This window comes from Micromonospora sp. NPDC049230 (assembly GCF_040647875.1).
Classification (GTDB): Bacteria; Actinomycetota; Actinomycetes; order Mycobacteriales; family Micromonosporaceae; genus Micromonospora.
Genome location: NZ_JBEZCZ010000019.1, coordinates 1 through 25,474 on the forward strand (window position 1 = coordinate 1; position 25,474 = coordinate 25,474).

The following is a 25,474-nucleotide window of genomic DNA, read 5'->3' on the forward strand; positions in this document are numbered from 1 at the left end:
GCCGACGGACGTGGCCGCTCACTGGCTACCCGCATCACCCCAGGTCAGGCAGCCGACACCCAACAACTGATCCCCCTGCTCGACCAGGTCCGGGTCCCCAGACCCGGCCAGGTCGGCAGACCACGCAAACGACCCGACTCAGTCACCGGCGACAAGGCGTACTCCTCGCGAGCCAACCGCAAGGCACTGCGGAACAAACGCATCACCACCGTCATCCCCGAGCCCAACGATCAGATCGCCAACCGGAAGCGGCGAGGCCGACGCGGCGGCCGACCACCAACCTTCGACCCCACCGCCTACAAGCGCCGCAACCAAGTCGAACGCGGCTTCAACCGACGCAAACACTGGCGCGGCCTCGCCACCCGCTACGACAAACTCGCTACCCACTTCCAGGCCACCCTCGACCTGGTCGAAACCCTTGACTGGCTACGCGCCGTCCCCGACCACCAAGATCTACGAGACAGAACCTAGGGCGTGCGGCCTGCTTCGGGACCTATGCCGATGTTGTCCAGCCAGGCCGGCTCCGACTGGGGCAGCTCGTTCACTAAGTAGCCAACCCTCCTGGACACCGCCGTCGGCGAGCGCTGCGCACCCTTGTCGCAACGGACCCCTCAGCTGCCGCCGCCGACGGTAGCCCCCCGCCCGCCGGGAACGCCCGCCACGCCGAGTGGGCGCCTACTCGCCGGATCAGCGCGCGGCTCAAGCCGACCGACATCGACGCACCACCGCGACCAACTCGCGGCGAAGAAGCCCGAGGTCATCGGCGAGCCCCACCCTGGCGCCTCTACCGTCATCGTCGAGAGCCCGATGCCGGACAACACCACCGCCCAGGCCCCCAGCTCGCCGAGTCGGCGAAGCGTGTGCAAGCGACCTGGGCAGGATGCCCGCAAGGCCGACTGGGTGAAGTACGCGATGTGGCGGGGCATGTCCCGGGCCGTGGCTGAGGACTCGACCAGCCCGCTATCTCTAGCCAGCCCCCAGCGAGATCCTGGTTCGGCGTGCGAAGGAGTCTTCCCGACCTGGGTCAGGCGTCAGCACGTGACCGTCCGGTCTGCCTGCTGTTCGATGTCGTACTGGTAGACATCGCAGGCGTGATCTCATCGGCGCTGACACCATGCGGCTCCGCACCGGTGCCGGGCCCGATCCAGTACCCGAGACCGGACAACCACTCACCGTCGCCTCCGACGGTTCCCTCGAACGAGAGCGCCCACGCGGCCGACACGCTAACAAGTGTTGCCACGCGGCGCGTCGCCACGACCTTGCGTGCGCCGTGGTCGTCAACCAACACCGGCGGCAGCGGCACCCACCCGCAAACGGGTCCCGCTCCTCTCCATCGCGACGGCCACGACCGGACCCCGCAACGGGATGGTCCATGTCAACCTGACCACATCCTCGGTCACGTGCTCCCGGCTCGGCAGCCTGTGCTGTCCGGTGCCGTCGATCATCGCGAACGAGGTCAGTCTCAGGTCGCCGTCCGGAATCTCGACCCGTACCCCCTCGCCATCGCTGACGGCGGTCATCGGCAGCGACGGCAGCTCGGGATCGATCCGCTCGTCGCCGACCTGACCGAGCGGCACAAGGACCAGCAACGGCCAGGCCGGTCGCAGCGGGCCGGTCGAGTAGCGCACGACCACGACCTCGCTCAGCATGTCGGAGCGCACCCGGTCGTCCACCGCCAGCCAGCCCGCCGCCGCGCCATCCCCGCCAGCGCCAGCGTCGGCCTCGTGGAGCGCCTTGCCGAGACGGTCGAAGACGGGTTGAAAGCCATCCACATCCACATACCGGTACCGCGCCCCGTCACTCAGCAACGCCCAGGCGCCGGACACATCGGCACGCCGGACCGCGGCCTCGAACCGTACTGCCGCATCGCGTGCAGGACCCCGGAGATTGGGCTCCACTGTGCACCCGCAGGCCGGCTCCGGCCTCCCGGGCGCGACGACCGCAACGGTCACCGCCAACACGAAGACCGCCACGACAACACCCACAACGACCATGCGGCGCATCGGCATACCGGCTTGGACGCCACCACGACAGGCCAGGTTCCCAACGCCCGCTGATGCGTGGTCGCCCACGCGAGACGCCCCGCTTCGGGCGCCCGCGTGTTCAGCTACGCGGCCCGGTCCCGCCGCCGCGAGCCGTTCGCCCAATGCTCTCGTTGGCAAACAGCGAGGTCAGGTCGAGAGTCAACAGAGAGCTTGCGGCAGTCCGCCTGGCAGGTTGGTGGCGGCAGACAAGAGGTAGCGGCTAGCCGACGTTGCGGGTGCGAGCCGCGATTCGGATCGTGGTGCCTGCGGGTCCGCTGGCGACGAAAAGGTAGTCGGCCAGTTGCCCGACCATCCATAGGCCCATCCCTCCCATGCCGGACAGGGGCGGTCGCTCGGCGCCCGGAACGTAGTGAGCGCTGTTGAAGCCCCGCCCCTGGTCGGTCACCTCGCACATGAGCTGATCGTCTAGGAGCAGGCGTACCGAACCTCCACCTCCCCCGTGTCGAATCGCGTTGATCAACAATTCGTTGACTGCGGTCACCCAGTCCTCGGTCTCGTCCTGGCCGAGGCCGCACCGGCGACCGACTACCTCCACCTCGTTGCGAACGCGGGCGAGGTCCGTGAGGGCGAACGATGTCGAGAAAACGGGCGTCGCGGCGGTCGGCGCATGCTGGTCGCGAGGTGGGACCGCCACTTCATCCCCTCTCCGTCCGGACGTGGAGGCGATCGGCCTTGCCGATGGCGCGACAGAGTGCTCTCCGAAACGGGTTCACGGACGACAAGGCATCAATCCGACAGGAGAAGGTACCCCACGTCGAAGACGCGACACTGTTGATCTCGATCCCGGCGCGCCATCGACGGCGTGCCGACGTCTACGCTGCCTGAGTGGCCGGTGCCGAAGTGGTGACGAATGAGGAGCGGCTGCGCCGTATCGAGGCGATCACCGATGCCGCCCTGTCGGGCCTGGCCACCGCCGAGTTGCTCGACGAGTTACTCGAACGGATCCGAGACCTGCTCAAGGTCGATACCGCCACCATCCTGCTCCTCGAAGGTCACACCGGCGAACTCGTCGCGACAGCGGCCAAAGGGCTGGAGGAGGAGGTGCGCCAGGGTTTCCGCGTCCGGGTCGGACGCGGCTTCGCCGGCCGGGTGGCGGCCACACGGGCGCCAGTCACGATCTATGACGTCACGCCTGACGACGTGGTCAATCCTGTCCTGCTCACCACGGGTGTACGTGCCCTGCTCGGCGTGCCCATGCTTGCCAACGGCAACCTCGTCGGCGTATTGCACGTCGGCTCCTTGACCCTGCGACAGTTCGGTCCCGACGATGTGCGGCTGCTTCAACTCGTCGCCGATCGCGCCAGCTCCGCCGGCCAGGCCCGAGCGCAATCCCTCGACCGGCAGGCAGCGCTCGCCCTGCAACGCAGCCTGCTACCCGCCCGACTACCCGACATTCCCGGCCTAGACCTGGCCGCCCGGTACGTACCCGGCCACGACCTCGGCATCGGCGGCGACTGGTACGACGTGTTCATGTTGCCATCCGGCTGGCTGGGTGCCGTCATCGGCGACGTCTCCGGCCACGGACTGCCATCCGCCGTCGTCATGGGACGCATCCGCAGCGCGCTGCGCGCCTACGCACTCGATGCCGACGATCCCGCCCAGGCGCTAACCTCCCTCGACCGCAAGATCTACCACTTCGAGGCCGGCACCCTCACCACCGCCGTCTACGCCCTCATCGCACCCGACCGCGCGACAGTCCACCTCTCCTGCGCAGGTCATCTGCCACCGCTGCTGGCCGTCCCCGGCCAACCCACCCAGCTCGTCAACCTGGCGGTGGACCGGCCGCTCGGTGTGGGCCGCCCGATGACCAATCGCCGCACCACCGTTGTCGACCTGCCGCCGGGCGCAACGCTCGTCTTTTTCACCGACGGACTCATCGAACGCCGCAACGAACTGATAGACACCGGCATCGAGCGCCTCGCCGCCGCCGTGCGATCCGAGCCGGCCGAGGCATTGTGCGACCACATCATGGCCAGCACCGCCGAGGACCAGCCCAACGACGACATCGCCCTGCTGGTCATCGGCCGCCAATCACCAGCGAACCCTCGTTGAGATCCTTCCCTACCCCGCCCTGCCCGGCCGGCAACATCACGGCCTCGGCGGCGGCCTCGTGCTGTTCACCCCGCCGCCGGCAACGCGTTGGTCGAACCGACTGACCGATAGTCCCCGCCAGGCCGCGATCGGACCCTGGCCGGGACGTACGCAGACGGCCTGCTCCTCGAAACCTCTGGCTGTCGCCTGCCGCGGCAGTCAAGGCCCGCGTTTCCTTACGCGGGTGTCGATACGAATCCCGTTGGTCATGGCGAGGCCGGATGCAGCGATCGGCGAGGTCGACGCATCGGCGGTGGGGGTTCCGGGTCAGGTGGGGACGCACTGGCGGGCGGTAGGTCGGGTGAAGGTTCTCGTGTCGCGGATGAGCGCCACCCGGCAGCACCAGGATGGCCGACCACCAACGGCACGCGGGTTCAGCTCTACGACTGCCACGGACGGGCCAACCAGCAGTTCCGCCTCACGTCCCTCGGCGGCGGCACCCAGACGCCGACGCCATCGCTGACGACGCCGACACCCACGCCGACCGGCGGCTCGTGTGAACTACCGTCGTCGTACCGGTGGTCGTCGACGGGCGCGCTGGCGCAGCCGAGGTCGGGCTGGGTGTCGCTGAAGGACCTCACCCACGTGCCGTACATCGGGAACTTCCCGGGCAGCTTCGGGTCGAACTACACGACGATCACGACCGACTCGACCAACAGCCTGTTCGAAGCTGTTCAGGTCTACAAGCTTCAGGGCCAGAACCGGCACCTCATGCTCGTCGAGACGATCGGCGCGAACGGGCGCTACTTCCGCTCGTTCACGGCCACCAGCCTCGGTGGCACGTGGACGCCGCAGGCCACGTCCGAGAGCAACCCGTTCGCCGGGAAGGCCAACAGCGGCGCCACCTGGACCAACGACATCAGTCACGGCGAACTGATCCGCAGCAACGCCGGCCAGACCATGACCGTTGACGCCTGCAATCTGCAACTGCTCTGCCAGGGGGCGTTCTCCCAGTTCCGGCGGTGACTACGGCCTGCTGCCGTGCCGGCCGGGTCTGCTGACCCTGCAACGCTGACGATGACAACGGCGGGGCGGGCAGGTTCGGCACACGACCGAGCCCGCCCGCCCCGCGCTCCGGGGGGTGACCACGAGGTCCGGGTCGTCGGCGGCGACCCAGCGGTTCCTATCTCAGGTACGACGCGAGGGGGATCTGTTGGTCACGCAACGCCCTGGCCACCACGCCGGCGATCTGCCGCGCGCCGGCCGTTTCGAAGTGGGTGTGGTCGTTGCAGAAGAAGGCACCCACCGGCCCGGCCCCGTAGTCGCCGTTGAAGGGACAGAAGCCGAGGCTGTTGTAGAGCGTGTAGCTCAGCCGGTGCAGGTCGATGACGGGTACACCGTTCGCGCTGGCGGCGGCGTTCGTCTCGGCGATGAAGCCGCGGTTGCCGACCGCTGTGCCGCCGGAACAGGTGATCGCGGCCGCCGGCGTGAGGAAGACGGGACGGGCGCCGCGCGCCTTGGCCGCGCTGGCCATCACGCCCAGCAGTTGCTGGTAGCGGGCGGATCCGACGTGGCGAGGACAGGCGCTGGTTGAGTCGTTGATCCCGAACTGGATGAAGAGGTAGTCACCGGCCTTCATGCCGTTGGTCGGGTCGAGCATGGCCTGCCAACGCGCCGAGTAGGTCTGCGGGCTGACGACACACTCGCCTGCCGAATTCTTGGTGCCTGTGACATTGGGGTCGTAGAGCCACGTCTGGATGCTTCGCCCGCCCACCGCGCTGTTGCGCACCGTGACGTTCCCGTTGAAGTACTGCGCGAACTGGTTACCCCAGCCCACCGGGCAGGTCGTACCGCTCGACGGCTCGGCCACCGTCGAGTCTCCGGCCAGCCAGACGGTGACCCGGGGCGGCGCGGACGTCGGGCTGGCCGACGGAGGCGCGCACGGACTCGGACTCGGGCCCGGCGCCGTCACGTCGAGACGGTCCACGTTGGGCAGACCGTTCGCGGTGGTCGGGCTGAGTCGCACGAGGTTGGCGCCGGTGGTGACCGGCACCGTCACCGTACTGGTGAGCCAGGTCGTCCAGGCACCGGTGCCGTCCAGGGGAACCGACTGGGCTCGGACACCGTTGACGAAAACGTCGGCCGGCCGCGCCGTTGTCGTGCCGTTCGCGTAACGGATGTCCAGCGTGGCCGTTCCGGCCACCGCGGCGTCCACGGTGAACTGAACGGCGGCGCCGACGGCATTGTCACCGTTACAGAATCCGGTTCCGGTGTATCCGGTGTGGTTGGCGTCGATGGTGCCGGTGCAGACCGCCGGTGCCGCTTCGGCTTCGTACCGGGTCGACGCCGCCGTGGCGCTGCCCGGCGGCACCAGGAGCGCGACGACGAGCAGAAGGCCGGCGGCGAGGCACCAAAGTTTGGCTTTCATCTGTTCTCTCCTCGTTCCTCGGACGGGGTGTGAACGGCGAGGGTCGACGGCTCACCGCAGGTAGGCGGCCAGGGGGAGGTTGCGCTCGCGAATGCCCTGCACGACCAGGTCCGCCATCTTCTCGGCGCCGTACTCGGAGAAGTGCGTGTTGTCGGTCACCCCGTCCACCGACTGCCGCAAATAGAGCTGGGCGGAGTCGGTAGGGCCGAGCGACTCCACGAGCGCTTCACTCTTGGCGGTCAGGTCGATCACCGGCACGTTGAGCGAGGAGCCGAGGTTGCGCATCTCGGCGGGCAGGTTGACGCCGACCCCGTTGATGTGCAGCGCCGTGCCGGTGAGTTGGCTGCCACTGAACAGTCGCCGTACCGGCGGGGTGACAAGGACCGGAACACCGCCCCGATCCCGCACCTGGTCGATCATGGAGGTGAGGTTGCCGCGGAAACCCGACGCGGTCGTCGACTTGTCGTTGTGCCCGAACTGGATCAATACCAGGTTGTTGGTCCTGATCAGCGGCTTCATCGTGGGGAACAGCGCCGAGTTGCTCAGGAAGCTGCCGGAACTCTCCCCCGAGTCCGCGTAGTTGGCGACGACGGCGCCGGCGGCCACCCACGCGGGAAGGATCTGCCCCCACCCGGTGTACGGGGCGGTGGACTGGTCGCACACCGTCGAGTCACCGGCCAGGTAGACCACCAGCGGGTTGCTCGCGGGCTGGACCGTCAACCCGGACAGCCTCGGCGCCGACCCGGCGAAGATCAGGTCCAGACCCGGGTTGCCGGTGCCGCCCTGTCCGGTCGGCTGACCCTCCGGCTGCCGCACGTTGACCGTGAAGACGTACGGAGTTACGGTGCCGGCCGCGGTGCTGACCGGCGGCAGGATCCGTCGACGCGCTTCCACCGACATCGACGTGTTGCCCGCCGACGCGCGGTCACCGATCCAGGCGGTGACTGTGTAGTTGCCGGGGGCGAGCCCGAAGTGGCAGGTGACTGGTGCGCCGCCGGTGCACTCCGGCGGCCGGCCGGGCGGCGGGGAGGCGGTCGCGCTCGGGGACGCGCCGCCGCTGTCCAGGTCCAGGAAATCGATGTTGGGCAGGCCGTTGGCGGTCGTCGGGTTCAACCTGATCGTGTTGCTGCCGCTGTTCACCGTCACGGTCAACGTCCTCGTGGCCCAGGTCTCCCACGTGCCGGTCGGACCGAACGCGGTGCCCGGTTGGACGGTGACACCGTTGACCAGCACGTCCGCCGGGCGGTCGGTGGTGGCGCCGTTGGCGTACCGGATGCCGATGGTGGCGGTGCCGGCCGCCGGCGCGGTGACGGTGAACTGCACCGCCGCCCCGACCGCGTTGTCGCCGTTGCAGAACCCGCTGCCGGTGTAGCCGGCATGGTTGGCCTCGATGAGCCCGGCGCAGGTGGCCGGCGCGGTCTCCGCCTCGTAGCGGTTTGCGGCCGCGGCTGCGTCCGCGGTCATGACCACGACGGGAACGGCCATGGTGACCGCCGCGGCGGCGGCCATCAGTCCGCCGCGGTGTCTGGGAGTGAGCACGATCGAACTCCTCGGTCAGGGGAACGTCAGCGATGCGGAGATGGTGCGGGTCAGCCCGGTCGGGCGCCTCGTGCCCGGTGGCGGCCGCACCGCGCGACGCCCGCCTGGAACCCGTCGCGGCTCCCCGGCCCCGAACGGGTGGCATGGGCCGTGGCAGCGCCAGCCGGCGACGGCCGTGTCGTCGTCGGCGTCCACGCCGTTGCCGCCACGGCGCGACGTGCGACGCCATGGCGGAGACGACCGACCTCAGCCGCACTGACGCCTGGTGGCACACGCCACCGTCCCGCCATCGGCCCACGAGGGCTGCCCTGGTCGTCGCGCCCCTTCCCGTTGCCGACCTCGGGCTCTGTGGCATCCGCTCGATCGGCTGGCTCCCGGATATGTCATATAGTTTGACCTGGATAAGAGTAACTGTCAATTGAGCAAGGTCGATGAATTGTCGGGAGCGGCGCCGCTCCGACGGCCCCGGTGACGCAGCCTCAGCCACCCAGCCGGGCTTCGGCAGCTCGCCAGGCCGCCTGGTGGCCGCGGGGCTCGTACCGAACGAGGTGCTGGGTCTCGCGCAGCAGGGCCCGCAGTGCCGACAGGTCGCCGCCGATCGTGCCCGCGGCCCGCGCCTGCACCAGGACGTTCCCTAGGGCGGTCGCCTCGACCGGCCCGGCGATCACCGGCAGCCCACAGGCGTCGGCCGTCAACTGGCAGAGCAGGTCGTTGCGGGCCCCACCACCGACCATGTGCACGACGTCGACGTCCCGGCCGGAGAGCCGCTGAGCCTGGTGAACCGCCCGCCGGTGCGCCAGCGCCAGGCTGTCGACGATGCAACGCACCGTGGCGGCGGGGCTCTCCGGCACCGCCGCGCCGGTGCGCCGGCAGGCGTCGGCGAGCCGCGCGGGCATGTCGCCGGGCGGCAGGAACACCGGGTCGTCCGGGTCGACCACGGACCGCAACGCCGGCTCCGCCGCCGCCTGGCGCAGCAGGTCGGGCAGGTCGACCGGGCCCCACCATCGCACCGACTCCTGGAGTAGCCACAGACCCATCACGTTCCGCAGGTAGCGGATGGTGCCGTCGACACCGGACTCGTTGCTGAAGTTCGCAAGCCGGCTGGCCTCGGTGAGCACCGGGGCGTCGAGTTCGACACCGACGAGGGACCAGGTGCCGCAGGAGACATAGGCGAAGCGTGTCCCCTGCGACGGCACGCCCACCACGGCGGAGGCGGTGTCGTGGGAGGCGACCGCCACCACCTCGGGCCGCCCGGGCAGGCCCACGTCCGGCCGGACCGGGCCGATCCGGGTGCCCGGCTCGCGCAGCGGTGGGAACAGGTCGCCGCGGATGCCCGCCGCCGCCATCAGGTCCACGGCCCAGGCTCGGCGGCGCAGGTCGTACAGCTGGGTGGTGGAGGCATTGGTGATCTCGGCGCCCGGCTGGCCGGTGAGCCAGTACGCCACGAGGTCGGGGATCAGCAGCAGCCGATCGGCGGCGTCGTACTGTGGCGTGCCGGCCGACGCGACGAGCTGGTAGAGCGTGTTGAAGGGCAGATGCTGCAATCCGGTGGTGGCGTAGAGCCGCTCCTCCCCGAGCCGTCCGGCTATCCGGTCGGCCACGCCGTCGGTGCGCCGGTCCCGGTAGTGCACCGGATTGCCGAGCAGCGCACCGGTGGCGTCGAGGAGCCCGTAGTCCACCGCCCAGGAGTCGACGCCGATGCTGGTCACGTCCCCGGCCGCCCGCAGTCCATCCAGGATGTTCCGGTAGAGGTGCAGGATGTCCCAGTGGAGGGTGCCGCCGACGCGCACCGGCTCGTTGCCGAACCGGTGCGCCTGGGTCAGGTGCAGGCTGCCCGGCCCGACCCGCCCGAGCATGACCCGCCCGTTGGACGCGCCCAGGTCCACGGCGGCGAACCGCGCCTCCCGGTCACCCGCCATCACGTCGCTCCCCTGCCCACCGGCGCGCGTTCAGCGGAGGAACGCCGCGGTGACGCCACCGTCCACCGGCACGTGCATCCCGGTGGTGCGGGACAGGTAGCCCGCGGTGAGCACGAAGACCGCGTCGGCGATGTGCTCCGGCAGCACCTCCCGCTTGAGCAGGGTGCGCTGGGCGTAGTACTCGCCCAGCTTCTCCTCGGGCACGCCGTAGACGGCGGCGCGCTGCGCACCCCAGCCACCGGCGAAGATGCCCGAGCCGCGTACCACCGCGTCGGGGTTGACGCCGTTGACGCGGACCCCGTGCGCGCCGAGTTCCGCGGCCAGCAGGCGGACCTGGTGTGCCTGGTCGGCCTTCGCGGCAGCGTAGGCGACGTTGTTCGGGCCGGCGAACACGGAGTTCTTGCTGGAGATGTAGACGACGTCCCCGCCCATCCCCTGTTCGACGAGGACCCGGGCGGCCTCGCGCGAAACCAGAAAGGAGCCCTTGGCCAGCACGTCGTGCTGCACGTCCCAGTCCGCCTCAGTGGTGTCCAGCAGCGGCTTGGACAACGACAGGCCGGCGTTGTTGACCACCAGATCCAGGCCGCCGAAGGCGAGCACGGCCGCGCGGACCGCTGCGGCCACCGCGCGGGCGTCGGTCACGTCCAGGGCTACGGCCACCGCGACGTCCCCGCCGCCCAGTTCCGCGGCGACACGGGTGGCGGCGCCGCCGTCCCGGTCGCTGACGACGACACAGGCACCCTCGGCGGCGAGGCGGTGGGCGACGGCCCGGCCGATGCCGGAGCCGGCGCCGGTGACCAGGGCGATCCGGGAGACGAGGGGCTTCGGCTTGGGCCTGCGCGCGAGCTTGGCCTCTTCGAGGGACCAGTATTCGATGCGGAACTTCTCCGCCTCGTCGATCGGCGCGTACCGGGAGACGGATTCGGCGCCACGCATGACGTTGATGGCGTTGACGTAGAACTCTCCGGCGACCCGGGCGGTCTGCCGGTCGGGTCCGAAGCTGAACATGCCGACGCCCGGAATGAGGACGACGGCCGGATCGGCGCCGCGCATCGGTGGGCTGCCCGGGCCGGCGTGCCGCTCGTAGTAGGCGCGGTATTCGTCACGGTAGGCGGCGTGCAGGTCCCTCAGCCGCGCGACGGTCTCCCCCAGCGGCGCCGTCGGCGGCAGGTCGAGCACCATCGGGCGGACCTTGGTCCGCAGGAAATGGTCCGGGCAGGAGGTGCCGAGCGCGGCGAGGACGGGGTGCTTCTGGCGAACGGTGAAGTCGAGCACCACATCGCTGTCGGTGAAGTGCCCGACCTGAGGTCGGTCGGTCGATGCCAGGCCCCGCACGACCGGCGCCAACGCCGCCGCCCGGGCCCGCCGCTCGTCGCGCGGCAGCGGCTGGTAGCCGGGGAGCACCGGACCGAACGGTTCGGGCCGGCCCCGCTCGTCGAGGTAGGCCTGCGCGGTGCGGACGATCTCCAGCGAGTGGCGTTCACACTCCTCGCTGGTGGCTCCCCACGCGGTGATGCCGTGCCCGCCGAGAATGACGCCAATGGCCCCCGGGTTGGCGCGAGCCACCGCGGCGACGTCGAGGCCGAGCTGGAAACCCGGTCGCCGCCAGGGCACCCAGATGACCCGGTCCCCGAAGATCTCCTCGGTCAGCGCGGGCCCGTCGGCGGCGGTCGCGAGGGCGATACCGGCGTCGGGGTGCAGGTGGTCGACGTGCGGGGCATCGAGCAGGCCGTGCATGGCCGTGTCGATCGAGGGTGCCGCGCCACCCCGGCCGTGCAGGCAGAAGTCCAACGCGGCGACCATCTCGTCCTCCCGCTCGACCCCCGGATAGACGTCGACCAGGGCACGCAACCGGTCGAGCCGGAGCACCGCCAGGCCGTCCTCGGTCAGGGTCCCCAGGTCACCGCCGGAGCCCTTGACCCACAGCAGCGGCACGGGGTGGCCGGTCACCGGGTCGACGGCCTCGCCCCTGGCGGACGTGTTGCCACCGGCGTAGTTGGTGGTGGTCGGGTCGGCGCCGAGCCGGTTACTGCGGGCGACCAACGCCTGAACCGTGGAGTGCATCCTCGTCCTGTCCCCTGTCCGGATTCGTCGTCGGCGTTTCAGGCGTCCCAGCCGGCCTGCTGCCCACCGACGCGATCGGCGCGGATCTTCTCCGCGTAGCCGGACCGGGCGTAGGCGGCCATGGGGTCCGGATCCAGGCCGGACTCGGCGCGCAGCTCGGCGAGCAGGGGGCGCACGTCGCTGCTGTACGCGTCCATCAGCACCGCGTTGGCGCCGAGCACGTCACCGGCCCGCTGCGCGGCCGTGAGGGCCTCGGTGTCGACGAGCAGCGCCTTGGCGGTGGCCTCCTGCACGTTGAGCACCGACCGGATGATCGCCGGCAGCTTCGGCTCGATGTTGTGGCACTGGTCGAGCATGAACGCGATCCCGGCCTCCGGGCGCAGGGCGTCCCCTCGGACGATCTCGTACATGATGCGGAACAACTGGAACGGGTCCGCGGCGCCCACCATGAGGTCGTCGTCGGCGTAGAAGCGGGAGTTGAAGTCGAAGCCACCCAGCTTCCCGGCCCGGAGCAGGAACGCCACGATGAACTCGATGTTGGTGCCCGGGGCGTGGTGACCGGTGTCGATGACGACCTGGGCCCTCGGCCCGAGTTCCAGGCAGTGGGCGTAGGCGGTGCCCCAGTCGGGCACGTCGGTGGTGTAGAAGGCCGGCTCGAACAGCTTGTACTCCAGCAACAGCCGCTGGTGCTCGCCGAGCCGGTCGTGGACCTCCCGCAGCGCCGTCGCCAGGCGGTCCTGGCGGGTGCGGATGTCGTCCTGACCGGGATAGTTGGTGCCGTCGGAGAACCACAGCTTGAGGTCGTGGGATCCGGTGCGGTCCATGATGTCCACGCATTCGAGCAGATGGTCGATCGCCTTGCGGCGGACCCCGGGGTCGGGGTTGGTGACGCTGCCCAGCTTGTAGTCGTCGTCCTGAAACACGTTGGCGTTGATCGCACCCACCGCGATGCCCTCGTCCCGGGCGTACCGGGCCAGGTCGGCGTAGTCGTCGACCCGGTCCCACGGGATGTGCAGGGCCACCGTCGGCGCCACTCCGGTCAGCCGGTGCACCACCGCCGCGTCGGCGATCTTCTCGTACGGGTCGCGTGGCACGCCCTCCTGCCGGAAGACCTTGAACCGGGTGCCGGAGTTCGCGTACGCCCAGGACGGGGTCTCGATGCGGTGCGCGCGCAGGGCCCGCTTGATCCGGTCGGGCGCCGACGGGTCGGAGTGACTCATGTTTGTTCTCCCGTCCGGGCGTTGAGCTGCGCCTCAAGGTTGAAGACCTCCGGCAGGGGTCGCATCGCCAGGTCTGCCGTGCCCTCGTCGAGGTGCAGGAAGAAGGGGGCCATCTCGGCCTGCCAGCGGGCGTTGACGTCGCGGGCCCGCATGGCGGCCTGCGCCGCCGCGAAGTCCTCGGTCACCAGGAACCCCACGAGCAGGCCGTCGGAGCGCAGAAAGAGGGAGTAGTCGTGCCATCCGCACTCGGCGAGGGCGGTCAGCATCTCCGGCCAGACCCGCTCGTGCCGGGCCCGGTATTCGGCCAGGCGGGCCGGATCGACCTGCAGGGTGAAGCAGATTCGCGGCATGGTTCTCCCGTGGGCTCGGCCGGCGCTACAGCGAACTGGTCGAGCTGGCCGTTGTCGCAGAAGGTCGGGGGCATCGGAGGGCGGCGGCGGATCGAGCCGCCCAATGAATCGTTTCACAATGCCCGATGAGGACGGTAGGGGCGGCGTTCGGGAGCGTCAAGAGCTTCCCGAACAATTCTCCCGGTTGGCGTGGCCGCCCCGCCGCACCTCCGTCGAGAGCATGACCTGAAACGTTTCATAGATGTTGTAGACTCTCCGGTCGGGTCGACGGCGCGGAAGGCCCCCGCGACCCTGGGCGCAGACCGGCGAGGGAGCGATGGCAACGGCAGGCATCAAGGAGGTGGCGCGGCACGCCGGGGTGTCCCTCGGCACCGTGAGCAACGTGCTCAACCGGCCGAGCACCGTCACCCCCACCACCCGGCAGCGGGTCCTCGACGCCATCGCCGAGCTGGGCTACGTCCGCAACGACTCCGCGCGGCAGCTGCGCGCCGGGCGGAGTCGCACGGTGGCCATCGTCGTCCTCGACGTGGCCAACCCGTTCTTCACCGACGTCGTCCGGGGAGCCGAACAGGTCGTCGAGGAGGCCGCCGCCATGCTCGTCGTCTGTAGCAGTGGCGAGGACCGCGCCCGGGAACACCGGCACCTCGAACTGCTGGAGGAGCAGCGGGTGCGGGGCGTGCTCATCACCCCGGTCGGCCACGGCGTCCAACCGGACCTGGAGCGTCTTCACGCCCGGGGGATCCCCGTCGTCCTGGTCGACCGGGGCTGCGGCCAGGCCAACCGCTGCTCGGTGGCCGTCGACGACGTGCTGGGCGGCCGGCTGGCGGTGGAGCACCTACTGGAACGCGGTCACCGACGGCTCGCGTACATCGGCGGGCCCTTCGCCATCCCCCAGGTGGCCGATCGGCACGCGGGTGCCGCGGCGGCGCTGGCCGACCGCGGCGAGCTGCGGGTGACCCAGACGAAGGGCCTGACCGTGGCTGCCGGTCGGCACGCCGCCGCGGACCTGGTCGCCCTGCCCGCCGCGGCTCGCCCCACCGCCGTCTTCTGCGCCAACGACCTGCTCGCTCTCGGCGTGCTCCAGGAACTCACCGAGCGTGGGCTGCGAGTGCCGGACGACATCGCGATCGTCGGGTACGACGACATCGAGTTCGCCGGGGCGGCCGCGGTTCCGCTCTCGTCGGTCCGTCAGCCGCGCGAGCAGCTCGGGCGTACGGCGGCCCAGTTACTGCTGGAGGAGGCCGACGGTGGCGCGACGCACCAGCACCGGCAGGTGGTCTTCCAGCCGGAGCTGGTCGTTCGTCGCTCCAGCGAACGACCCTGGCGGTAACTCGCCGCCGAACGACGGCGTCCCCGGCCCCGGTGGTGGCGCCACCGGGGCCGGACCGCTGCCCACGGATCGCGCTAGTGGCCGGACGCGACGCCGCCCGGCACCCGCATCCTGGGCACCGGAAGCCGAGACCAGTTGACGTCCGAGCCGAGATAGAAGCCCGGGTACGACGGCTGGTTGTACGCGGTCTGCTGACGGGCGACCTCGACGCGATACTGCGGGTCGTGCATGAGGGTGTACAGCTTGTGGTGGGTCACCTCGGTGCTCAGGTAGATCCTGATCGCCGAGCTGTCCAGAGTCCGCACGAGCATCTCCTCCCGCCAGTCGCCGAACACGTCGGCGACCAGGGCGGGGTTGCCCTTCGTGTAGTTGTTGGTACGGGTTCCCTCGGCGGTGAGCAGGGTGCCACGCCGCCAGTCCTCGATGGTCGGCGTCACGTCGATGGCCCCGCTGACGAGTTGGGTCGTCAGGTCTGCGGCCCACCGGATGCTCTGGTTCGTCCCCGGCACGCGGTCACCGAGCGGCGCACCGTCCGCGCCGCGCAGCCCGAAGCCGCTGATCGCTCCGGCCGGAAGCGCGCACCACGTTTCCAGGCCCGGATGCTCACTGACGACGTCGCCGACCATGCCGCGACCCGTGTCGAGGCCGGTGTAGCCCCCGTAGATCAGCTCACCGGTGGCGGCGTCGCGCAGGGTGTAGCCGTAGGGCGCCCACGCCGCACCTTCGTGCACCTGGTAGATCTCCAGGCCCGGACGGTGCGGGTCGATGTCAGTGACGTGCATGGCGTCGCCGTGACCGATCCGGGCCCGTCCACCCGGGTCGGCGCTCTCCGGTGGCATCGTCCCGAACGAGCTGTAGAGCAGGCCACCGTCATCGTCGATGGTGGCCCCGCCGTAGACGATCTCCTGCCGGCCGTCGCCGTCCACGTCGGCGGCGCTCAGCGAGTGCTGGCCCTGGGTGGTGATGGTGGCGTAGCGCGGGTCCGTGCCGTCGCGGCCGTGCGGACTGTCGTTGAACGGGTTGGACATGGGCACCCAACCGCTGTCGACGTACCAGTCCTGGGTCAGGCGGACGCCGTCCCAGCGGTAGGCGACGAGCGTCGAGCGCGTGTAGTAGCCACGGGCGAAGACCGCCGAGGGACGCCGGCCGTCCAGGTACGCCACACCGGCGAGGAACCGGTCGACCCGGTTGCCGGGCTCGATGCGCGCCATCGCGTAGTCCCCCCACCTGAGGCCGTCGTCCGCACGGCCCGGCCGGTAGTGGACGGTCTGCAGGTCCCGCCCGGTGGCGCCGTCGAAGACGGTGAGGTACTCCGGTCCGTCCAGGATGAAGCCCTCGAACGCCCGCAGGTTGTTGCGGCTGCTGCGGCCGGGGGCGTAGGTGTCCAGGAAATAGTCGGCGAGGGCCTGCGCGTGCTCCTGCGACAGCGGGTACTCGTACCGCGGCTCGATGCCGAAGGCCTGCTCCAGGGTGGCGGGCCAGTGCCCGGCCAGCACCTCGGGATGGCGGTGCCACTGTTGGAACATCCGCACGACGTGCGCGTAGTAGTCGGCGCGGCTGAGGCGGTGGTCGTCGGTGTGCGAAACGCCCGCCTCGACGTCCTCCTTCGGCAGCCGGATGTACCGCTCGGAGACGACCTCGCCCTGCCTGCCGTATCTGGTGATCCTCGTCCCCGGTGCGGTCTTGAACATCATCTCCGCCCGGCCGTCGCCGTCGAAGTCGTAGACGAGGAACTGGGTGTAGTGGGCGCCGGCCCGGATGTTCACCCCGAGGTCGATGCGGTACAGCAGCCTGCCGTCCAGCTCGTAGGCGTCGATGAGGACGTTGCCGGTGTAGCCGACCTGCGAGACGTCCTTGGCGTTCGACGGATCCCACTTGACGATGTACTCGTACTGGCCGTCGCCGTCCACGTCGCCGACGCTGACGTCGCCCGCCGAATAGGTGTAGCTCTCCCCCGCCGGGGTGCTGCCGTCCGCCGGCTTGCGCAACGGCAGGTCCCGGGAGGCGCCGGACCACGCGGACACCGTCGAACCGTGGTCGACCTCGTGCCCGCGGCGCACGGCGGCCACCCGGTAGCGGGCCGTGGACACGCCGTCGCGGTCCAGGTAGCTGGTGCTGTCGGTCACCGTCGCTATCCGCCTGCCGTCGCGGTACACGTGGAAGTTGACGCCGGTCAAACCGGTGGCGGCGGATCCGGTGACCTCGTCCCCCCGCAGGCGCCAGCTGAGGAACACTCCGTCGGTGACGGTCGCGGCCACCAGACCGCGGTCGAGGCGCTCCAGTTGGACCCGGGCAGGACCGGCGCGGCCGGGACCGGCCGAGGCTGGCGACGTGGTCGCGGGCACGGCGGCGCACACGACCGCGAGCAGAGTGGCCGCGATGGCGGCGAGGGTTCGGCGGGATGTCCGCATGTCGGGTGCCCTTCCGTCAGGTGCGAGCGGGTGTGTCCGAGGGTCGGGCGCGCGCCGGGTGGCCCGGGGCGCCCGACCCTCGGTGCGGTCAGCGCAGGTAGATGTTCGGCTGCGGCGGAGTGCTCATGCCGTCGCCGAGGAAGAAGCCGGGGTGCGGCGGCTGGTTGTAGGCGGTGTTCTGCCAGGCGATCGCCAGCCGGTACTGCGGGTCGTGCATGAGGGTGTAGATGCGCCGGTTGGTCTCGGTCGGCGTGGTGTAGATGCGCAGGGCCGCGTTGTCGTCCCGGGGCAGGATCACCTCTTCCCGCCAGTCGCCGAACAGGTCGCCGGAGAGCGACGGCGTGGACTTGGTGCCGTTGATCGAGTGCGCGCCGGAGCCGGTGAGCAGGCGGGCGTCGCCGCCGGTGCCGTACTTGTCGACGTGGTTGCCGTCGAGCAGCTCCCGCACCAGGTCGCCGTCCCACCAGGCGAGGAAGTTGTAGCTACCGGGGTTGCGACCGACACTCGCTCCGGAGGCGTTGAACAGGTTGGTCAGGCCGGTGCCCGCGCCCCAGAACTCGGCGCCGGGGTTGCCCGCGTAGATGTCCGCGGCCACGCCGCGCGCCGGGCCCTCGCAGCCGCAGGTGTTGTTCTTCTGCATGATGACGGCGCCGGTGTTGGCGTCGCGCAGCGTGGCGGCGGCGCCGGAGCTCTGCTCGTGGATCTGCCAGATCTCCCTGCCCGGCCGGCCGGGCACGAAGTCGCTGACGTGCAAGGCGTCACCGTGCGCGTAGAAGTTGGTGGTGTAACGGCCGGTGCCGTTGGAGTTGATCGTCATGCCGCCGTAGATGATCTCGTCGGTCCCGTTGCCGTCGACGTCGGCGATGGACAGCGAGTGCGTACCCCGGCCGGTCCACTGGCTGCCCGCGCTGCTTGAGTCGAACTTCCAGCGGAGGGTGAACTGGCCGTTGCGGAAGTCGTAGGCCGCGATCGTGCTCTTGGCGTAGTAGCCGCGACCCATGATCAGACTCGGACGCTGGCCGTCCAGGTAGGCGGTGCCGGCCAGGAACCGGTCGCCCCGGTTGCCGTAGTTGTCGCCCCAGTCGTTGATGTTGCCGCGGGCCGGCTGGAAGTTCACTGTGGACAGGACGGCGCCGGTGAGCCCGTTGAACATGGTGAGGTACTCCGGCCCGGTGAGGATGTACCCGTCGGCGTTCCGGTAGTTGGCGTTGCCGTTGCCGATCACCTGCCCGGTGCCGGAGACGGTGCCGTCGGCGGTCTTGACCGCCATCTCGGCCCGCCCGTCGCCGTCGTAGTCGTACACCTGGAACTGGGTGTAGTGCGCGCCGGCGCGGATGTTGCGGCCCAGGTTGATCCGCCACAACCGCTGCCCGTTGAGCCGGTACGCGTCGATGTAGACGTCGCTGGTGACGCCGGACTGCGAGTTGTCCTTCTGGTCGCTCGGATCCCACTTGAGGAAGATCTCGTACTGGCCGTCGCCGTCGACGTCACCGACGCTCGCGTCGCCGGCCGTGTAGTTGCTGCCCGGCCGGGAGATCGGCACGTCCAGGTAGTTCCCGCCGGTGAATCGCAGCGATGTCTCGGACGGAGCCTGCTCCGCACCGTTCACCACGGCGCGGACGGTGTACGAGGCGTCCGACGGCGCACCAGGATCCAGGAAATTGGTCGAGTTGGTGACGGGTGCGGAGTTCACCTTCGTCGCACCCCGGTACACGTTGAAACCGGTCGAGGTGGACTCGGTGCCGAACAGCCGCCACGACACCAGGTTGCCGGAGCCGGAGCGGACGCTGACGAGACCGCGGTTCAGGTCCTCCAGCTGCCGGCCCGATTCGCTCGGCGGTGGCGTCGTGGGCGTCGTGCCGCCGACATCGAGGTCCACGTAGTCGATGTTGGCCAGGCCGTCCGCGGTGGTCGGCGCGAGCCGGACGGTGTTGTTGCCCGCGTTCATCGGTACGGTGAACGTCCTGGTCGCCCACGTCGTCCAGGCTCCGGTGGGATCGAACGCGCTGCCCGACTGGGCGACCGCGCCGTTGACCACCACGTCCGCCGGACGGTTGGTGGTCGCACCGTTGGCGTACCTGATGCTGAGGGTGGCCGTGCCCGCCGTGGCGGCGCTCACCGTGAACTGCGCGGCCGCTCCGACCGCGTTGTCGCCGTTGCAGAATCCGCTGCCGGAGTAGCCGGCGTGGTTGGACTCGATGGCCCCCTCGCACGTCGCCGGTGCGCTCTCGGCCTCGTAGCGGGTGGCCGCGGCGGCGGCCGTCGTCGCCGTGGCGATGCCTGCGCCGGCTACTGTCACTGCCGCTCCGGCGGCGAGCAGCGCGATGCGCTGTCTACGTGAATGCATGGTGAACTCCAGAGCCTGGATGGAATCGATGTCGAACCGGACGAGCGGCCCGGCTGATCCGCCCGGCTGACCGCCACCACCCGCCCGTGGACCCGTTGCCACCGCGCCCGATCTGCCGTCCGAAGGGATCGGACGGCACCGGGGGTGCCCTGCGGCCGGCAAGCTGACTGACACGTCGCTCCAACAACCTTCGTTGTCCGCTCACGTTGACGTGTAGCACGCATCCTGATCCGAGCATGCCCAACTGTCAATCGATGGTTGTCCACCTGTGTGTCGACAGGGGGCGTGCGACACGGCGGGGTGGGACCGACCTCGCGGGCGTCATGGAGGTCTTGACGCAGCCCGGCGGGCATGGCACTTTCTGATTGCCAGCACGTAATTTTCTCTTCACGCGCCGGCAACGGCGATGGCGCGGTAGGCGCCGTCGGCTGCAACCCCGCCCCACACAAGCTCGACGGCCAGTAGCTCACCCGCCACGGAGTACTCGGACGCCGGTCACCGCTTGGAGTAGACGGAGGACCACGTGCAGTTTTTGAAACGATTCATAGCCGTCGCGGCGACCCTGTCACTCGCCCTCACCGCGTCCGGCTGCGGTGCCGACGGGGGCGAGGCGACGCCGTCGGGTCCGTTGACGTTGCGGTACTCCTGGTGGGGAAACGCCGACCGCGCGGCGTTGATGCAGCAGGCGATCGACCTGTTCCAGAGCAAGAACCCGGACATCAAGATCACGCCCAGCTTCCAGGAGTACGAGGCGTACTGGCAGAAGATGGCGACCGAGACGGCCGGAAAGAACGCGCCCGACGTGTTCCAGATGGACTTCTCCTATCTACGCGAATACGCCGACCGCCACGCCCTGTACGACCTGAGGGAGCAGGAGGGGAAGGCGCTGAAGCTGGACGACCTGCTCGCCGGGCTCAAGGGCGTCGGCGAGGTCGACGACGGCCTGTACGGCGTGCCGGTGGGCGGCAACACCTGGGGATACATCTACAACCCCGCGGTGTTCACCCAGGCCGGGATGGCGGAGCCGAAGCCCGGCTGGACCTGGAACGACTACCGCACCGCGCTCGCCAGGATCACGCAGGCCACCAAGGGCAAGGTGTATGGCGGCGCCAACTACATCGGGACCTACTACAACCTCGAGTTGCAGCTGCGCCAGGAAGGCGGGCTGCTGTACACCGAGGACGGCAAGCTCGGCTTCGACAAGCCCCGGTTGGCGAGGTTCTTCACCGAGGGCAAGGCGCTCGTGGACGCCAAGGCGGTGTTGCCGGTCGAGAAGGGCGTCCAGATCAAGCCGCAGCACGCGCTGGAGCGCGACCTGATCGCCGGCGACCTGGGCTGGGACAACTTCATGGCGCGCTACGCGGCGAGCACCAAGGCGCAGCTCAAGCTGGGGCCGGTGCCGTCGGACGCCTCGGGCCGCTCGGGCCAGTACCTCAAACCCGCCATGCTGCTCAGCGTCTCGAAGAAGAGCAAGCACGCGGAGGCCGCCGCCAAGCTGGTCTCGTTCATGATCAACGACCCGGAGGCCGGTCGGATCCTCGGCGCCAACCGCGGTCTGCCGGCCACCAACGCGCAGCGCGCCGTGGTCCAACTCGAGGGCCCGCTCGCCGCCGTCGCCGGGTACGAAGAGGGGCTCAAGGACCAGCTCACCAAGGCTCCCCCCGCGCCACCGAAGGGCGCCGGCGCCCTGGAGCAGGCGTTCACCCGGATCACCGAGGAACTCCAGTACGGCCGGATCTCCGTCAACGAGGCGGTCGACCAGTTCTTCACCGAGGCCGAAGAGACTCTCGAGTCCTGACGATGACGGCGACCACGTCGACCCGGCGCGCCGAGGTCGACCCACAGTCGGCGGGCTCCCGTCCGGGGGCCCGCCGGTCCGATGAACGGGTGGCGGGCTACCTCTTCCTCTCGCCGTGGATCGTCGGCGTCCTGCTGCTGACCCTCGGTCCGATGCTCGCCTCGCTCTACCTGTCGTTCACCGACTACGACCTCTTCGACACGCCACGCTGGATCGGTCTGGACAACTACCAGCGGATGTTCGAGGACGCGCGGTGGCTCAAGTCGGTACGCGTCACCGCGCTGTACGTGGCGCTCGCCGTGCCGATCAAGCTGGCCTGCGCGCTGGCCGTCGCCATGCTGCTCAACAACGAACGGCGGGGGCGAGCCTTCTACCGGGCCGCGTTCTACGGTCCCTCACTTATCGGCGCGAGCGTCAGCCTGGCGATCGTCTGGAAGGCGATGTTCAGCGACGACGCCGTCGTCGACCGGATGCTGGGCACGGTCGGCGTGCATGCCGGTGGTTGGGCCGGTAACCCCGACTTCTCCCTGCTCATGCTCGTGTTGCTGGCCGTCTGGCAACTCGGCGCGCCGATGGTGATCTTCCTCGCGGGGCTCAAGCAGGTACCGCGGGAGCTGTACGAGGCGGCCCAGGTGGACGGTGCCGGTGGGTGGCGGCGGTTCCGGTCCATCACGCTACCGATGATCTCGCCAGTACTCTTCTTCAATCTGCTGCTGGAGACCATCAACGCGTTTCAGGTCTTCACCTCCGCGTACATCGTCGGCGGGCCGAACGGCCAGCCGGCCGGCACCACCCTCTTCTACACCATCTACCTGTTCGACCGCGGCTTCGGCGACTACCGCATGGGGTACGCCTCGGCCATGGCGTGGGTGCTGTTGGCCGGCGTCGGGCTGGTGACGCTCTTCCTCTTCCGTACCGCCCGGGGCTGGGTGTACTACTCGGGGGACAAATGACGAGACCGAAGATCTCCACTCTGGCCTGGCACGCCGGGGCCATCGCGCTGCTGGCGGTGGTGCTGTATCCGATCGCATGGGTGGCGGCGGCCACCCTCAAGCCCAGCGAGGACATCATCGGCAGCATCGGGCTGTTGCCCACCCGCGTGACGACCGTCAACTACGACCATGCGATCGCGGGCATCGCCGGCATCAGCGTGCTCCGCTTCTTCTGGAACTCCACAGTCCTGGCGGTGCTGTCCGTGGTGGGCACCGTGGCGTCCTCAGCCCTGACGGCGTACGCGTTCGCCCGGCTGCGGTTTCGTGGGCGTGGACTCATGTTCGTCATCATGATCTCCACGCTGCTGCTGCCGTTCCACGTGCTCATCATCCCGCAGTACATCGTCTTCCAGAAGCTCGGCCTCGTCGACACGTACGCTCCGCTGCTGCTGGGCAAGTTCCTCGCCAGCGAGGCGTTCTTCGTGTTCCTGATGGTGCAGTTCATGCGGGGGATCCCGCGCGAGCTGGACGAGTCCGCGAAGATCGACGGCGCCGGCCACTGGGGCATCTTCTGGAACATCGTGCTGCCGCTGGCACGCCCCGCGATCATCACCACGGCCATCTTCACCTTCATCTGGACGTGGAACGACTTCTTCGGCCCGCTCATCTACCTCAGCACACCGGAGAAGTACCCGCTGCCGTTGGCGCTGCAACTCTTCATCGACGAGACCGTCGGTTCGGACTTCGGCGCGCTCATGGCGATGTCGATGCTCGCGCTGGTGCCGGTGATCCTGTTCTTCCTGTTCTTCCAGCGCTTCCTCGTGGAGGGCGTCTCCACGTCGGGCCTCAAGGGATGAGGCGGTTCGCGCTCTTCGGGGAGTGTCTGACGGCGGGCCTGCTGGCCGGGCTGGCGATCCTCCCGGTCATCACGCTGCTGCCCGCCCTGGCGGCCGGCTGCGCGCACATCCGGGCGCACGTCGACGGCGACAGCACCGCGGTACGTGCGTTCTTCGCGCGGGCGCGCGCGGCGTACCCCGGCAGTGTGCGGCCGTCGCTCGGCGTCGCCGCCGGTTACCTCCTCCTTGCCGGCGACGTCTGGATCCTGCGCACCGGCGTGCCCGGCAGCGCCCCCGTCGGCGCCATCTGCGGCGTCGTGGCCGTGGCGTTGTCGGTGGTCGTCCTCCGCGCGGCAGCCGCCTGGGCGCCGGGCACGCCCTGGGCACATCTGGTACGCCGGGCCGCCCGCCGGGCCGTCACGAGCGATCCGTCGGGCTCGCTGCTCCTGGTCCTGGCGCTCGGCATGCTGGTCCTGGTCACCTGGCAACTGCTGCCGCTCGCGGTGCCGATGCTCGGCTGTGTGCTGATGGCAGCCGTGGCGGTCGAGAGCCGGTACGCCCGACGCGCCGGTACCGCCCTGCGGGACACCCCCGCGTGACCACGCCCCACCCAGCGACCGTGACGGCCGCCAGCCCGCCGACCGATAGACATTTATGATTGTCTATTTATACGCTTCCTGAGGCGCTTCCCCGCGTCCATCCCGAGTCCCCTGGAGGACGATCCCATGCGGCTACCGAAACGCCTGCTGCACACCATCACCACCCTGGCCGTGACCGCGGTGGCAGCCGTGACGGCCATCGTCACGATGACCCCGGCCGCGCATGCCGCGATCGGCGACGGGTCGACGTCGGATGCCAACATCTCCTTCGTCGGCCGCTGGGATCGCAGCTCGACGGGGGTGTTCGGGTCGAACTGGGCCGGCGCCTACCTGCGTACCGGCTTCACAGGCACGACCGTGCGGCTCAAGCAACGCAACTCGGTGGAGTTCTGGGCCAGCATCGACGGTGGGCCGTTCGTCAACTACCGCAACGTGAGCGGGACAGTGAACCTCACCCCGACTCCGCTGCGGGCCGGCAACCACACGCTCGTGGTCTCCTACCGGCAACGGGCCGGCTCGTACAACGGCGACGCCGTGTTCATCGGGCTGGTCCTCGACGCCAACGCCCACACCTTCGCGCTGCCGGTGGCGCCGAAGCTGGTGGAGTTCATCGGAGACTCGATCACGGCCGGCACCGGCAGCTCCAAGCTGGCGCTCACCGACTACGGCTGGCTGGTCGGAGAACGGCTCGGCACCGAGCACACCCAGATCGCCATCGGCGGAGCGTGCCTGGTCGCCGCGCCGGACGGCTGCTGGGGAATGGAGCGCCGGTACTTCAACCTCGACGCCGGCAGCTCGATCCCCTGGGACTTCTCCCGATACCGCGCCGACGCGGTCGTCATCAACCTCGGTACGAACGACGTCGGGCACAGCGTCTCCGGTGCCACCTTCCAGACCTCGTACACGGCGTTCATTCGCAACATCCGCGCGAAGTACCCCAACGCGGCAATCATCGCGCTGAAGACCTTCCGCGACAGGTACGTGACCGAGACCCGGGCCGCTGTGCAGACCGTCAACAACTCCGGTGACGCCAACGTCTACTTCGTCGACACCACGGGCTGGTTGACCCCCGACGGCCTGACCGACGCCGTGCACCCCAACGACCTGGGCCACCAGATGATCGCCGACCGGCTCACTCCGATCGTCGCCGCCCGCCTGGGCACGACCACCGGGTACCGGGTGGTGAACCGCGCCACCGGCAAGGTCCTGGCGATCAGCGGAAACTCCACCGCCGACAACGCGCCGGCGGTCCAGGTCACCGACACCGGTGCGGCCGGCCAGCGTTGGCAGGTCGTGGACGCAGGTGGTGGGTTCAACAAGCTCGTGAACGTCGCCAGCGGCAAGGTGCTCGACGTGTCCGGCCGGTCCATCAGCGACGGGGCGGCCGTCATCCAGTACCGGGACAACGGTGGCACCAACCAACACTGGCAGTTCGTGACCGTCGACGGCTACGTCAAGCTGGTCAACCGATACAGCGGCAAGGTGCTCGACGTACCGGGCGGATCCACCGCCGAGGGCGTCGCACTGGCGCAGTGGACCGACAACGGCGGCACGAACCAGCGGTGGCAGTTGGTGCCCGCGTGAGGGCAGCAGCCTCGCGGGCGTGGCGACGGCGGCGGCGACCG

At 69.7% G+C, this 25,474-nt stretch carries 18 protein-coding genes and 1 pseudogene; 9 read left to right on the plus strand and 10 right to left on the minus strand.

Annotated features, from left to right (window positions below; translation table 11 throughout):
* Positions 1 to 471, plus strand: a 471-nt coding sequence (locus AB0A95_RS17695; protein ID WP_357556801.1) for a transposase, incomplete at its 5' end; no start/stop codon positions are given.
* Between the two features lie 806 nt (positions 472 to 1,277).
* On the opposite strand, the gene AB0A95_RS17700 is transcribed toward AB0A95_RS17695, so the two are convergent.
* Together AB0A95_RS17700 and AB0A95_RS17705 are read right to left on the minus strand one after the other, a co-directional pair.
* Complete coding sequence (locus tag AB0A95_RS17700) at positions 1,278 to 2,147, minus strand: hypothetical protein (RefSeq protein ID WP_357556802.1); 870 nt, start codon at positions 2,145 to 2,147, stop codon at positions 1,278 to 1,280.
* A 97-nt stretch (positions 2,148 to 2,244) separates the two neighbouring features.
* The gene (locus tag AB0A95_RS17705; protein WP_357556803.1) at positions 2,245 to 2,679 is read right to left on the minus strand and encodes an ATP-binding protein; all 435 of its coding nucleotides are present in this window, start codon (positions 2,677 to 2,679) and stop codon (positions 2,245 to 2,247) included.
* Between the two features lie 191 nt (positions 2,680 to 2,870).
* Here AB0A95_RS17705 and AB0A95_RS17710 point away from each other — a divergent pair, with 191 nt between their 5' ends.
* Both AB0A95_RS17710 and AB0A95_RS17715 read left to right on the plus strand, forming a co-directional pair.
* A complete protein-coding gene (locus tag AB0A95_RS17710) occupies positions 2,871 to 4,097 on the plus strand; it encodes a GAF domain-containing SpoIIE family protein phosphatase (RefSeq protein ID WP_357556804.1) in 1,227 nt (408 codons plus the stop codon).
* A gap of 438 nt (positions 4,098 to 4,535) precedes the next feature.
* Positions 4,536 to 5,151: pseudogene (locus tag AB0A95_RS17715) on the plus strand (non-reducing end alpha-L-arabinofuranosidase family hydrolase); the annotation flags it as partial.
* A 108-nt stretch (positions 5,152 to 5,259) separates the two neighbouring features.
* On the opposite strand, the gene AB0A95_RS17720 reads toward AB0A95_RS17715, so the two are convergent.
* From AB0A95_RS17720 to AB0A95_RS17745, 6 genes are all read right to left on the minus strand, one after another.
* On the minus strand, positions 5,260 to 6,504 hold the full coding sequence (locus AB0A95_RS17720) for an SGNH/GDSL hydrolase family protein (protein WP_357556805.1): 1,245 nt from the start codon (positions 6,502 to 6,504) through the stop codon (positions 5,260 to 5,262).
* A gap of 51 nt (positions 6,505 to 6,555) precedes the next feature.
* On the minus strand, positions 6,556 to 8,043 hold the full coding sequence (locus AB0A95_RS17725) for a GDSL-type esterase/lipase family protein (RefSeq protein WP_357556806.1): 1,488 nt from the start codon (positions 8,041 to 8,043) through the stop codon (positions 6,556 to 6,558).
* 479 nt (positions 8,044 to 8,522) lie between these two features.
* On the minus strand, positions 8,523 to 9,962 hold the full coding sequence (locus tag AB0A95_RS17730; RefSeq protein ID WP_357556807.1) for a rhamnulokinase family protein: 1,440 nt from the start codon (positions 9,960 to 9,962) through the stop codon (positions 8,523 to 8,525).
* A 30-nt stretch (positions 9,963 to 9,992) separates the two neighbouring features.
* On the minus strand, positions 9,993 to 12,026 hold the full coding sequence (locus tag AB0A95_RS17735) for a bifunctional aldolase/short-chain dehydrogenase (RefSeq protein ID WP_357556808.1): 2,034 nt from the start codon (positions 12,024 to 12,026) through the stop codon (positions 9,993 to 9,995).
* A gap of 38 nt (positions 12,027 to 12,064) precedes the next feature.
* Positions 12,065 to 13,246, minus strand: coding sequence for an L-rhamnose isomerase (gene rhaI / locus AB0A95_RS17740; protein ID WP_357556809.1), 1,182 nt, complete (start codon positions 13,244 to 13,246; stop codon positions 12,065 to 12,067).
* Positions 13,243 to 13,596, minus strand: coding sequence for an L-rhamnose mutarotase (locus tag AB0A95_RS17745; RefSeq protein ID WP_357556810.1), 354 nt, complete (start codon positions 13,594 to 13,596; stop codon positions 13,243 to 13,245). The genes rhaI and AB0A95_RS17745 overlap by 4 nt, the downstream gene beginning before the upstream one ends.
* A 316-nt stretch (positions 13,597 to 13,912) precedes the next feature.
* Between AB0A95_RS17745 and AB0A95_RS17750 the strand changes: the two genes are divergently transcribed.
* Positions 13,913 to 14,926 (plus strand): LacI family DNA-binding transcriptional regulator, encoded by a 1,014-nt coding sequence (locus tag AB0A95_RS17750; protein WP_357556811.1) that lies wholly within the window; start codon positions 13,913 to 13,915, stop codon positions 14,924 to 14,926.
* A 74-nt stretch (positions 14,927 to 15,000) separates the two neighbouring features.
* Here the strand turns inward: AB0A95_RS17750 and AB0A95_RS17755 are convergent, their stop codons facing one another.
* Positions 15,001 to 17,337 carry a rhamnogalacturonan lyase gene (locus AB0A95_RS17755; RefSeq protein ID WP_357556812.1) on the minus strand — a complete coding sequence of 779 codons (2,337 nt, stop codon included), beginning with the start codon at positions 17,335 to 17,337 and terminating at the stop codon, positions 15,001 to 15,003.
* 88 nt (positions 17,338 to 17,425) lie between these two features.
* Positions 17,426 to 19,684, minus strand: coding sequence for a carbohydrate-binding protein (locus AB0A95_RS17760; RefSeq protein WP_357556813.1), 2,259 nt, complete (start codon positions 19,682 to 19,684; stop codon positions 17,426 to 17,428).
* Between the two features lie 532 nt (positions 19,685 to 20,216).
* On the opposite strand from AB0A95_RS17760, the gene AB0A95_RS17765 reads away from it, so the two are divergent.
* The 5 genes from AB0A95_RS17765 (at position 20,217) to AB0A95_RS17785 (ending at position 25,433) form a co-directional block, all read left to right on the plus strand.
* The gene (locus tag AB0A95_RS17765; RefSeq protein ID WP_357556814.1) at positions 20,217 to 21,482 is read left to right on the plus strand and encodes an extracellular solute-binding protein; all 1,266 of its coding nucleotides are present in this window, start codon (positions 20,217 to 20,219) and stop codon (positions 21,480 to 21,482) included.
* Positions 21,483 to 21,484: 2 nt separating this feature from the next.
* A complete protein-coding gene (locus tag AB0A95_RS17770) occupies positions 21,485 to 22,435 on the plus strand; it encodes a sugar ABC transporter permease (RefSeq protein WP_357556815.1) in 951 nt (316 codons plus the stop codon).
* Complete coding sequence (locus AB0A95_RS17775) at positions 22,432 to 23,271, plus strand: carbohydrate ABC transporter permease (protein WP_357556816.1); 840 nt, start codon at positions 22,432 to 22,434, stop codon at positions 23,269 to 23,271. Before AB0A95_RS17770 ends, AB0A95_RS17775 begins: the two co-directional genes overlap by 4 nt.
* Positions 23,268 to 23,849 (plus strand): hypothetical protein, encoded by a 582-nt coding sequence (locus tag AB0A95_RS17780; RefSeq protein WP_357556817.1) that lies wholly within the window; start codon positions 23,268 to 23,270, stop codon positions 23,847 to 23,849. Before AB0A95_RS17775 ends, AB0A95_RS17780 begins: the two co-directional genes overlap by 4 nt.
* Before the next feature lie 126 nt (positions 23,850 to 23,975).
* Positions 23,976 to 25,433, plus strand: a complete 1,458-nt coding sequence (locus AB0A95_RS17785; RefSeq protein ID WP_357556818.1) for an RICIN domain-containing protein — start codon at positions 23,976 to 23,978, stop codon at positions 25,431 to 25,433.
* Positions 25,434 to 25,474: the final 41 nt, after the last annotated feature.